The organism is Bradymonas sediminis (assembly GCF_003258315.1).
Lineage (GTDB): Bacteria > Myxococcota_A > Bradymonadia > Bradymonadales > Bradymonadaceae > Bradymonas > Bradymonas sediminis.
On sequence record NZ_CP030032.1, the window covers coordinates 3,210,255 to 3,222,194 of the forward strand.

Below are 11,940 nucleotides of genomic sequence, written 5' to 3' on the forward strand. Positions count from 1 at the left end.
CTATCTCGCCTCAACACGCTCCCACATCGCCTGGAGTTCATCGCGGCGGCGATGGTGCTGTTTTTGGTTCTCAACGTAGGCTAGGATTCCGCGCATATCCACCGGGTTGAGGGTGAAGCAACCAAATCCGCGTTGCCATTTGAAAAAAGATAAATGCTCAAAATGCCGTCGGATCGCGCAGGTGGATTGTGACTTCATCGCGCGTATAGAGTCATCGATGCAAAGACTGGGCGGCAGCGCGCAGACCAAATGAACGTGGTCTTCGACGCCGTTGATTCGAATGCTTTGACCGCCAATATCGTTGATTACCTTTCCCAGCACGGGATAAAGCACCTCCTCAACCGCCGGAGAGATCCAACGCGCGCGATATTTCGTGGCAAAAACAATATGGTACCGCAGTCTGGTAAATGACATGAGATATCTCCCTGGATTGTTTGGGTACCGATGGGCTCAAGATAGCCTAAATACAAATGACTGGCGAGCTTCGCTCGATATGGTGGGGATGGGAGAATTGCCGGGGATTTTTAATTTCGTAATACGATCATTTTTTTGATTTTTTGATTTTTTGATTTTTTGGTTTTTTGGTTCCGGGGACTCCCTACGCTTCGCTTCGGTCGAACCCCGGCTACAAGTCTCTGATTCGCTTGGCTTCGCTTAATATGGTGGGGATGGGGATTGGCGAGACGGCATATTCGTATGATACGATCACCCGTCCGGCTACAAGTCTATGATTCGCTCGGCTTCGCTTGATATGGTGGGGATGGGGATTGGCGAGACGTCATATTCGCATGATACGCTCACCCGTCCGCGCGAACGCGCGGACACCCATAGCCGCGAGCCGACCGAAGGGAGTCCGCGGCGACGCAACAAACAAGATCCAACAACCCAATGCCCCAATATGAGCACAATAAAGACGCAAATTTTGGTCGTCGACGACGACGCAAATATTCGCCAGGTCGTGCGCTTTGCGCTCGAGCAGGCGGGCTACGAGGTCGTGGAGGCCCCGGACGGGGCTGCGGGGCTACAAGCGTTCGAGGCGTCTTCTACCGTGCTGGTCATCCTCGACGTGATGATGCCCGAAATGGACGGGACCGAGGTTTGCCGCCAGATTCGCCGGGTCTCGGATGTCCCGGTGCTCTTTTTATCATCGCGCGATGATGAGATCGACCGGGTTGTCGGTCTTGAGCTCGGGGCCGACGATTATGTGACCAAGCCCTTTAGTCCGCGCGAATTGGTCGCGCGGGTCAAGGCGATTTTGCGCCGCACCGCCACGACAGAGACGCCTCACCGCGGCGCGGCTGAGCCGGCACGCGCCACCGCAGCCCCTAAGAGCACCGCGCCAGAACCCGCGAGCAACAAGATTCGCCACGGCGTCTTGGAGCTCGACCTGGACCTATACCAGGCCGCTTGGCGCGGCGAGGCGGTCATCCTCACGCGCCGCGAATTCGAGTTATTGCGCGCGCTCCTTGGCCACCCGGGCAAGGTCTATAGCCGGGGCGAGTTGATGACAGCGGCCTACGACATGGGCACGGTCGTGAGCGACCGCACCATCGACAGCCATATCCGCCGGCTCCGGCGCAAATTCGAAAACGCCGGCGGCGAACCGATCGAGACGGTCCACGGCATCGGATATCGGCTGGGAGATTGCCGATGAGAGCGCGGCCGCGGCTTCGGACCATCCTTTTGTGGGTCAACCTCATCGTCTTATTGATGCCGCTGGTGGCCGTGGTGGCGCTGCGCTTATACGAGACGGAATTGATCCGGCGCACCGAGGCCGAGGTCCTGTCGCAGGCGGCGCTGATTAAGGCGAGCTACGAGCATGCGCTGCGCGAGGAGTTGGGCGAGGGCCTGGGCTCGGGCAGCGCCGTGCTGGAGCGCGACGGGCCGAGCGTGGAGGCGAAGTGGCCGACCAATGTCGAGGACCGCTTTCGCCCGGTCCCCATCGATATGGATCTTCGCCGCGACGAGGTCTCCGCGCCGGTCAAAGGCCCGCAGCCCCCGGGCGGCCCCGTGCACCCGGCCACGCTTCGGGCCGGGGCGCGCCTGGAGCCGGTGCTGGTCGAAGCCCAGAAGATGACGATGTCGGGCATGCGGGTGGTTGACCTGCATGGCAATGTGCTGGCCAGCAGCCAGGAGAAGGAGCGCGGCTTATCGGTGGCCCACCACGAAGATGTGACACGCGCGCTGGGCGGCGAGTTCGTGAAGATCCTGCGCGCGCGCGCGGTGCTCCCGAATAAAGTGCCGCTCACGGGCCTTGCGCGAGGCGCGCATATGCAGGTGGTGGTGTCGATCCCGGTGATGATGGACGGGCGGGTGGTCGGCGCGGTCTCCGCCTGGCGAACGCCCATCAGCGTGATGCGCGGCGTCTACGAAAACCGCAACATTTTCGGCACGGTATCAGCCCTCTTCTTGCTGGGCGTCCTGGCAATTACGGCGCTGACCTCGGTCTATATCGGCCGCCCAATCCGGCGCCTGATGGCCCAGACGGAGCGCGTCGCGGATGGCGGCGAGGGCACCACCGACGCCATCGCCAAACCCGGCACCTATGAGGTGCAAAAGCTCTCCGAGGGCGTCGCGAAGATGGCTGAGACCCTGCAAAGTCGGGCCGAATATATCCGCACCTTCGCGACCAATGTCTCCCACGAGTTTAAGACGCCGCTGACAACAATTCGCGGGACCGTCGAGCTCTTCCAAGACCATATGGAGAGGATGCCCGCCGAAAAACGCGCCGAGTTTTTAGCGATCTTAGACGCCGACGCCCAACGCCTCGAGCGCCTCGTCGGCCGCCTGCTCGAGCTCGCCAGGGCCGACGTCTTACGCCCGGATGGAGCGCGGTGTGACCTCGTAGAGCTGCTCGACGAGTTGGTCGAAGACGGCTCCCAGGCAGGCGTAGATGTGGTGGTCGAGTCGACCGGAGGCGACGCGAACGCCCCCATCTGGGCCCAGATCAGCGAAGACGCGCTGCGCTCGGTCTTCTCGAACCTGCTCGGCAACGCAGCCCAACACGGCGCCACCGAATTGCGCGTTGAGCTGCGCTCCGGCGTCGACGGCGTCGAGATCATCATCGCCGACGACGGCCCGGGCATCTCGCCGGCCAACGCCCCCAAGATTTTCGACGAGTTCTTCACCACGCGCCGCGACACCGGCGGCACCGGCCTGGGGCTATCGATCGTACGCACGATGCTGCGCGGACACGGCGGCGATATTGAGCTCGTCGACGGGTCGCGCGGGGCGGTTTTCTCGGTGCGGGTGCCGCGATAGGTGGCATGGGTTCCGCCCCCACGCCCAATAAACCCCACGCCCAACCAACCCCCGCCGTAGGTTCCGCGCCGCTACGCTGACCCTCCACCCACGGTGGCGGTCGCGATTTCACGCCCTGCACAACTCTTGCACAAACTCGTCACAGCCTTGCCTCAATTTGGCCATCATGGCGGCAAATCGCCCGACTACCTTTAGACCACGAGCCAAAGAGGTTCGACGAATCTATTGGATGAACGTTTGGGAGCCGGAGGATTGTGATGACGAATCAGATGCGCGGATGCTGGTGGGTTTTGCTGCTGGTGCACTTGAGCGTGGGGTGTATCGGCGCCGAGTTGAACGACAACGGGGACACCGGCGAGTTGGGGGTGGAGGAGGACCCGGGGGTCGGGGCCGATAGGACGACTCGCGAGGGGCGCGACGCGGTGGAGATTCGTGACGGAGCCCTGGATCTTCGCGACCAGGCGCGCAGCCAAGTGGCGGTGGCCCCTGGCCCCGTTTCGCTTGACTCGGTTGCGCAGCCCGAGCTCGAAGTTCCTCCCGCTACCGACAATGCACTCGCCGGAGATTTGAGTAGGGAGGACGCGCTGCCGAAGTTGAGCGGCAAGGCGATGGAGATCATCTCGGTGAGCCTTCAGGAAGTCGAGCAAGGCTTTCAGCTCTCCATTCTCTGCAGCGATATGACCGTCGACGATCATTTCTACGATTATCGTCTCGGCACCCGGCGCAGCGAGCGTTGTGAGATGGATCTGACCTCGGCGCGTGCCTCGCTGGAGTTCGAGCCGTCGCTTGCCTACCAATTGGTCTCGACTCCCCAGGGCACGTTGGTGTCGGCCGACTTCGAGCGGCGCGACTATAAACTAAAGGTCAAAGCTGGCCTGCGCACACGCGAGGGCGGCGCGTTGAAAGAAGCGTATGAGTCGTCTTTTACAGTGGGGAGATTATCGCCCACTCTCGAGTTCGTCACTAAGGGTCGATATATGCCGCGCGCGGGATGGCAGCAGGTGAGCCTTCGCCACCGCAACGTGCAGACCGCTGAGTTGGAGGTCTGGCATGTGCCCGGGCGGAATATGGCGTTTTGGATGAGCGGGTACCGCGATACCGTTAACCTGCGCTCAGGCGACCTCGCCTACGCCCAGCAATTGCAAATGGACGACACCGTCGACCAACAATTCAGCACCGAATTGCCCTTGCGCAAGCTGCTCGGCGAGCCCAAACCCGGCCTCTATGAGCTGCGCCTAAAGGCTGGACGCGAGAGCGACACGCTCCATGTGATCGTCACCGACTTACAGGTTATCGCCAAGCGCAGCGACGAAGCTCTCGGCGAGCAGGTCGACGTTTGGGCAGTGCACGCCCAGACGCTCAAGCCCCTGGCCGGCGCAACCGTTGAGGCCATCTACGAAAGCGGCACGGTGGTCGGAAGTTGCCAGACCAACGCCTCGGGATATTGCCGCGTGCACGCCGAGGCCGTTGTGGACGCGAAGACTGCGAAGGCCGCGCGAAAGACCCCGCGACGCACCCCCTTCGCGCTGGTTGTCACGCATAAAGATGACGCGACCTTCCTAAAATACGCGGGCCTTCAGACCAAACTCGCGCGCGGAAAAACCCACGGTTCACCCTACAAAAGCCAAACCGCCTATAAGGCGTATGCCTACGGAGACCGCGACCTCTATCGTCCCGCCGATGTCGTATATATGGCAGCGATGGTGCGCGATAACGACCTCAAATCGGTGGGCCCTGGTGTGCCGGTCGATCTGGTCGTGGTGGACTCCCGCGCCCAAATCGTGAACCGAGAAACCGTGGAAACCAACGCCGGTGGGATGGTGTCCCTGGATCATCGCCTCAGCGATCTCGCGACGACCGGCCGGTGGAAAATTCGGGTCGAGATCGGCAAACGCGAAGTCACGAGTTTTGCCTTCGGCGTCGAGGAGTTCATGCCGGAGCGCCTCAAAGTAGAGGCCGCCGCGCAGCGCGAGCATCTCGGCGCAAACGAGGCATTTAAGGTTGATGTCCACGCGCGCTATCTCTTTGGCGCATCGGCCGTCGGCAGCAACGTGTCGATCCAATGCGAGCGCACCGAAGCGGTCTTTCAGCCCTCCAAACACGCTGAATTTCACTACGGCATCCGGACCGCCGAAGAGCTCGGCTACCAGGGCAATCGCGACGAGCACCGCGTGGTCTCGGGCCAGCAAACCAAGATCAACGCCGACGATATGGCGCACCCCGAATGCGACTTCCGGGCGGGCCTGGCCGCGACCTCACGCCTCCGTGCCCAGGTCGGCGTCTCCGAGTCGGGCAGCGGCCGCACCACCCACGCCAGCGCCAGCGCCTGGGCCCATCCTGCCGACTTTTATCTGGGCGTTCGGGCCGACAAAAAAGAGATTCAAAATGGCGAGTCAGTGACGCTCGACGGCGTCGTCGTGGACTGGGATGGCGAGCTGATCGATGACGTCAAAACCGTCGACGTGAGTGTGCTCCAACTACGACGACGTTGGGGCTGGTGGCGTCAGCGAAATCGCCATCAAAGCCAGTGGTTCCAGGTGGTCGAGAAGTCGCAGACCATTCCCGTGCGCGATGGCAAATTCACCTATAAATTCTCGCCAAACTCGAACCGATATGACTATGCGATTCGCCTGCAATCCGGCGACGCGCGCACCGATCTGAAGCTCAATCAGGTCGGCTATTGGCGCTATTATAGCACCCGATCTCGGGGGTCTAAGTCCAAGAATCCGAGCGCGCTCACGCTCCAAACACAGGACGAAATGCTCGGCGTCAATGCCCTCCATAAGGTGCGTTTTGAGGCGGAGTATAAAGGCCGCGCGCTGATGACCCTCGAGACCGACGAGGTGCTCCAAAGCGCCTGGATCGACGTGGCGCCCGGCGAGGTCGAGTGGTCTTTTAAGGTCGGGGAGTTCGCGCCGAATGTGTATGTGAGCGCGATGCTTATCAAAGATCCACACGCGGACTCTGCCACCAGCTATTTGCCCGAACGCGCGTACGGGGCGCTGTCGATCCCGATGAAGCGCGATAAGTTTATCCAAAACATTCAGATCAGCGCGCCCGAAAGTGTGCGACCGGGGCGGCCGCTTCAGGTCGATCTGGACCTGGGCGAAGACGCTGCGGGGCGCTTTGTCACGGTCGCCGCGGTAGACCAGGGCATCCTGAGCCTCACCGACTATCAGTCGCCCAACCCGCTCGCGGCTCTGCTCGCCCGGCGCGCGCTCGGCGTGCGCACCTACGACACAATCGGCTGGGCGCTGCAGCTCGCCAAGTTGAACTCCACGTCGAAGACCGGCGGCGACGGCGAGGAAGACACGCCCACCTTGGGCCGCATCATGCCCTTTAAGCCGGTGGCGCTGTGGTCCGGAATTCGCGAGGTCCCAGAGAGCGGCAAGCTATCGGTTGCCTTTGACGTGCCGCTGTATCAGGGCGAGCTCAGGGTGATGGCGGTCACGACCTCGAAGACGCGCATCGGACAGGCCGATACGCGGGTCAAAGTGCGCGCTCCCATCGTCGTGCAGGCGACGCTTCCGCGTTTCTTAGTCGCTGGCGACCAGGTCGACGTCCCGGTCTTTTTGACCAACACCACCGCCGACACACAGGTCGTCGAGACGACGATTTCGGCCGAAGCGCTGCCCGAGCCCGGCCTCGTCGCGAATCCGAACCCGGCCGATATCATCGGCATCGAGGGCAACCGAACCCAGCAGGCAACGCTCGATCCAGGCGCCTCGAAGATGCTCCTCTTCAAGGCGCGCGCGCTTCGAAGCGGCAGCGCCGCGACCTTCGCAGTGGTGAGCGTCGCCACGGCCAAAAGTGGCGAAATCTTAGAAAGCCGCGCCGAGGGTATCGTGCCATTTCGGGCGGCCGGGCCGCTGGAGCGAAAGGTCAAAAGGCTCCTGGTTTCGACCAAAAGCCTTGACCTCACGCCCATCCTCGAGGGCTGGGAGCCGTCGAGCGAGAAGACGACCTTTCGCCTCAGCACCAACCCGCATAGCCAGGCATTTGACCACCTCTCCGCGCTGGTCCGCTATCCCTACGGATGCCTGGAGCAGACCATCTCGCAGCTACGTCCGATGATCTATCTGTCGGAGTTGGTGCGCGCGGTCGACCCCGGTCTTGTGGCGGGAAAAAACGGCATCCGCCCCATGATCGAGAGCGGCGTCAGGCGCATCCTCTCGATGCAGACGCCCTCCGGCGGCTTCGGCTTCTGGAGCGGCGATGGCGAGCCCCATGCGTGGGCGACGCCCTACGCGATCTATCTTTTGATGGACGCCCAAAAGCGGGGCTATTCAGTGCCCCAGCAGCGGCTCGACCGCGCCCTCAATTGGCTCGAGAGTGACGTAAAACGCCAGCAGAAAGAGGGCTACGGAGCGTCCAAATACTATCGCGATCGCTATATCTCAGGCTTTGCCTACTATGTCCTCGCCCTGGCTAATCGCGCCAACCAGGGCCAAATCCGCAAGATAATCGACGCCATGCCAGCGCATACTCAGGGAGAGCAACTCGAGAACCTCTATCTTCTGAAGGCCGCGCTCTATTTGAGCGGCGACCGAAGCTTCGAGAAAGACCTCAAGGCCTTCAAGCTCGATAAGGCTGGAGCGCGCGAGGTCAATTATGGAAGCTATTATTCCACCCGGCGTCGCGACGCCCTGCTGCTCAACGTCTTCGTCGACCTTTTTGGTCCCCACGAAAACGGCTTCGAGACCGCGGAGCGACTCGGCCGAACCTTCTCCAAGACCCAGACCACCGGCTACCTCTACTCGACCCAGGAGATGGGCTGGGGGCTGACGGCGCTCGGCAAATGGTATCGCGCCGATGCCGACTCCACTTTTTCGGCAAACCTGATGGCGAACGGGCGCGCCGTGAAAACCTCGCTTCGCGACGCCGATTCCAAGAACACCAACTGGGCCATGGTGCGCGCCAGCGAATACGATTCGCTGACCCTTGAGCTCGATGAAACACCGCAATCACAGCTCTACCTGGTCGTAAGCAGCGAGGGCGTGCGCAGCGAACCCAGCGTCGAATTCGGCGGCGCCGGATTGTCCGTCTCGCGCGAATATCTCAACGAGGCCGGCGAAGAACTCGACGGCAAGGTGCAGCTCGGCGACCTGGTCTATGTGCGCGTTCGCCTGAAATCCAAGGTCAGTCGCACGCTGGAGAATATCGCGCTTGTCGACCGCCTGCCGGCCGGACTCGAGATCGAAAACCCCAACCTCGGCCACGATATACGGCCCCATTGGGCATCGAGTCACAACCCATGGCAGACCGACCATATGAACGTTCGCGATGACCGCCTGGAGGCGTTTGGCACGATTCACGGCGCGCAAACCGTCGAGCTGGTCTACGCAACGCGCGCCACGCTCACCGGCAAATTTCACGCCCCGAGCATCGAAGCCGAGGGCATGTATGACCCCGAGATCTGGGCGCGCGCAGCCTACCGCGAGCTCACCATTGCTCACGACTGGGATGCGATGATCGACTGATTATCCCGTCTAAAGCCGCCCTGATATCAACGAATCACCGGTCGGCATTTCCAAGATGAATTGCCGACCCTTTAGCCCCGAGTGAGTGATGAAACGCGCAATGATTAGTCTGGCGCTGGGCGCCGTGGTTGCAGGATTTTCACTATGGTCAGCGATGTGGGTGCTGCCGCTTCCGCAGCGCCTGGCCGAAGCCGATTCGACCGTGGTCGAGTGGCGAAATGGCGAGCCTGCGCATGTGTTTTTGGCGCCCGATGGACGCTGGCGTCTGCAGACTCAATTAAAGAAGGTCGACCCGCACTATATCGAGGCGCTGATCGGCTATGAAGACAAGCGATTCTATACCCACGGGGGCATAGACCTTCGAGCCATTGTGCGCGCGACCACCAGCAACATTCGCCACGGGCGCGTGGTCTCCGGGGCGAGCACGCTGACGATGCAATTGGTGCGCATGGTGGAGCCGCGGCCGCGCACGCTTCGCTCCAAAATCATCGAGGCATTTCGCGCCGCGCAGCTTGAGCAGCACCTGAGCAAAGACGAGATCCTCGCGGCCTACCTTAAATTTTTGCCCTTTGGGCGCAATGTCGAAGGCCTTGAGACCGCCGCCTGGATGTATTTTGGCCACGACGCGACCGCGCTCTCACCGGCCGAGATCGCGACCCTTTTGGCGGTGCCGCAGAGCCCCAATCAGCGCTACCCGACGCCAAAGAACGCGGCGCGACTTCGGAGCGCGCGCGCCGACATCGCAGCCGAATTATTGGAGGCCGCGCGCCTGCTTCGCGGCGCCGCTCCCGAAAACCTGAGCGACGCCCAGGCTCTGGCCCAAATCGAGGCGCAGCCGCTGCCAACCCGGCTGCGGTCGATGCCGAGAGAGATGCCGCATTTCGCGATCTGGCTGCGCCAGCAATACCCGGGCGTCCCCCGATTGCGCAGCACCATCGACGCCTCAACCCAGCGCACCGTCGAGAAATTTGCGACCTCGCATCGCGGCCGAATCATGCGCCTGGGCGCAAATAATGCGGCGGTCGTCGTCATCGACCACGAGAGTGGCGCGTTGCGCGCGGCGCTCGGTAACTTCGATTTTGATGACCTCATTAACCAGGGGCAGATCCCCGGCTTCGCGGTGCGCCGCTCCAGCGGTTCGCTGCTTAAGCCCATTATTTTGGCGCAGGCCATCGACGCCGGCATCGCCCTGCCCTCCCACCTCGTGGCGGACGTGCCGGTCGATTATTCGGGCTATCAGCCGCAGAATTATAGCGAAGAATTCAACGGTCTGGTGCGCCTGGATGACGCGCTCTCACGCTCGCTCAATATCCCATTTGTGCGCTTGGTCGAGCGCCTGGGCGTCGCGCCGTTTTTAGAGATGCTGCGGCGCTTGGGCGCCGAGGGTATCGACCCGCGCCCGGGCTATTACGGGCTATCGGTCGCCATCGGCGGAATCTCAGCCACCCCGCTCGAAATCGCAGGCATGTACACGGCGCTCGCCCGGCGCGGAGAGCGCGCGCCGCTCTATTTTCTCAAGGCTGACGAGGACGCCGACTATGGCAATGCCTTCGCTTATCGGCGCGGCAGCTTTAGTCCGGGCGCGGCGCGCCTGGTCGCCGAAGTGATGAGCCAACGCGGGCGCCCCGACAGCTTGGCGCTGCGCCGAATCCGCGCCACGCCCAACCGATACGCTTGGAAAACCGGCACCAGCATGGGCCTAAGAGATGCGTGGACGGCGGGGTTCGGCGCCCAACACACCGCGGCGATCTGGACAGGAAATTTCGACAACCGCGGACAGACTGGCGTTGTCGGCTCACAGGCAGCCGCGCCACTCTTTTTTGATATCATGGAAGCCGTCGACTCGGGGTTGAACTTCGCGGCAATGACGCCCGAAAGCGCATCGACGACCGCGATCGATGAGCTGAGCGAAGTCGAGGTCTGCGCCTACTCCGGGCACCTCCCAACGAGCGCCTGCACGCACAAAAAAACCGTGCAAATACCGACAGATAGCACACCCACAGCGCCCTGCCCTTTTCATACGCTGCGCGATATCGATGAGGCGACGGGCCTGGCCTTAAACCTCGAATGCCGCCAATCGCGCCCGCACCAAACGCGCAGCTATGTCGTGTGGCCAACCTCGGTGCGCCGCACTATGAAGGATGCCGGCTATAAGTTGCCGGCGAAACCGCCGGGCTTTGCGCCGGGGTGTGGTCCGAGCGGTTATGACACCCGACCGAGCATCGTCTCCCCGGCGCCCGACACCGTCTTTGCCCTGCTCTCGGACATCTCTCCCGCGGAGCAAATGCTGCCGCTCATCGCCGAAACCCACGAGGCTGGCGCGCGCTTTAGTTGGTTCGTAAACGGTGAGTACCTGGGCAGCGCGCCCAGCGGCGAGGCGCTATGGTGGGAGCCGAAACGCGGCGCACACGAGATCGTCGTGTCGGACGCGCGCGGCGGCTCGGCGCGCGTGCGGGTGCTGATTGAATAACTCGTGCCAGCGCGCCGCCTCGACGGTATACGCCGCGCCTGGGGCGATTCTGAAAGCGTGCAAATGATGCCAGCATAGCGCGCACATAACCATCATTGTGGATAAATCCAAACACGCTCCATTCAAAGCAGACGGCCCATCATGAAAACGACGACGCCCCCATCCCCCGCCACGCTCCTTCGATGGGCCTCGCTTCTGGCCCTCGTGACGCTCTTCGCCCCCGGGTGCTCAAGATCTTATGGCACCATCATGAACACCCAGATCGACACCTTCGAGCCGTTCGCTCAGGCCGAAAAAGACCTGGTCTTCTATCAGAGCGCCGCGCTCAACACGCTCGTCCAGGTGGATATGCGCACCGGGGAGAGCAAGCCGGTTTGGCCAGTCGGCCAGGTTGGGCGGATCAGCACCTCCACGGATAAGTCGACCTGGGCATTCCGCGTCTATGATGCCGACTTCTATATTTGGAAGCCCGCCAGCGAGGAGCTTCGACGAGTCGATGACCTCGCCGATACTTTCGACTTCGCCAATATTTCACCCGACGGAACGCGCCTGGCCTATAAGACGTACAATAAAGATGGGGCTGGCCAGTTCACGAGTGACCGTCGCATTCAGGTCATTAACCTGAGCACGATGGATAAACAGGTCTTCGAGCCGGAGCGCGAATACCATCAATGGAACTTTCACTGGGGCAAAGATAGCCGCTCAATTATCCTCACCCAGGACAATTAA

6 protein-coding genes are annotated in these 11,940 nt (G+C 61.9%); 5 read left to right on the forward strand and 1 reads right to left on the reverse strand.

The window, feature by feature from the left end; genetic code table 11:
• The gene (gene tnpA / locus DN745_RS12140) at positions 1 to 414 is read right to left on the reverse strand and encodes an IS200/IS605 family transposase (RefSeq protein WP_111335201.1); all 414 of its coding nucleotides are present in this window, start codon (positions 412 to 414) and stop codon (positions 1 to 3) included.
• Between the two features lie 484 nt (positions 415 to 898).
• On the opposite strand from tnpA, the gene DN745_RS12145 reads away from it, so the two are divergent.
• The 5 genes from DN745_RS12145 (at position 899) to DN745_RS12165 (ending at position 11,940) form a co-directional block, all read left to right on the forward strand.
• Positions 899 to 1,654 carry a response regulator transcription factor gene (locus tag DN745_RS12145; protein WP_111337650.1) on the forward strand — a complete coding sequence of 252 codons (756 nt, stop codon included), beginning with the start codon at positions 899 to 901 and terminating at the stop codon, positions 1,652 to 1,654.
• Positions 1,651 to 3,261: a sensor histidine kinase gene (locus DN745_RS12150; RefSeq protein ID WP_111335202.1), complete on the forward strand. Its 1,611-nt coding sequence runs from the start codon at positions 1,651 to 1,653 to the stop codon at positions 3,259 to 3,261. Before DN745_RS12145 ends, DN745_RS12150 begins: the two co-directional genes overlap by 4 nt.
• 257 nt (positions 3,262 to 3,518) lie before the next feature.
• Complete coding sequence (locus DN745_RS12155) at positions 3,519 to 8,741, forward strand: alpha-2-macroglobulin family protein (protein WP_111335204.1); 5,223 nt, start codon at positions 3,519 to 3,521, stop codon at positions 8,739 to 8,741.
• Between the two features lie 88 nt (positions 8,742 to 8,829).
• Positions 8,830 to 11,211 (forward strand): penicillin-binding protein 1C, encoded by a 2,382-nt coding sequence (pbpC, locus tag DN745_RS12160; RefSeq protein ID WP_111335206.1) that lies wholly within the window; start codon positions 8,830 to 8,832, stop codon positions 11,209 to 11,211.
• A 141-nt stretch (positions 11,212 to 11,352) separates the two neighbouring features.
• Positions 11,353 to 11,940 (forward strand): hypothetical protein, encoded by a 588-nt coding sequence (locus DN745_RS12165; RefSeq protein ID WP_133621875.1) that lies wholly within the window; start codon positions 11,353 to 11,355, stop codon positions 11,938 to 11,940.

What these genes read in the sequence shown, in the direction of transcription:
- tnpA (WP_111335201.1), bottom strand. Translation starts at nt 414, where the DNA reads ATGTCATTTACCAGACTGCGGTACCATATTGTTTTTGCCACGAAATAT.
- DN745_RS12145 (WP_111337650.1), top strand. Translation starts at nt 899, where the DNA reads ATGAGCACAATAAAGACGCAAATTTTGGTCGTCGACGACGACGCAAAT.
- DN745_RS12150 (WP_111335202.1), top strand. Translation starts at nt 1,651, where the DNA reads ATGAGAGCGCGGCCGCGGCTTCGGACCATCCTTTTGTGGGTCAACCTC.
- DN745_RS12155 (WP_111335204.1), top strand. Translation starts at nt 3,519, where the DNA reads ATGACGAATCAGATGCGCGGATGCTGGTGGGTTTTGCTGCTGGTGCAC.
- pbpC (WP_111335206.1), top strand. Translation starts at nt 8,830, where the DNA reads ATGAAACGCGCAATGATTAGTCTGGCGCTGGGCGCCGTGGTTGCAGGA.
- DN745_RS12165 (WP_133621875.1), top strand. Translation starts at nt 11,353, where the DNA reads ATGAAAACGACGACGCCCCCATCCCCCGCCACGCTCCTTCGATGGGCC.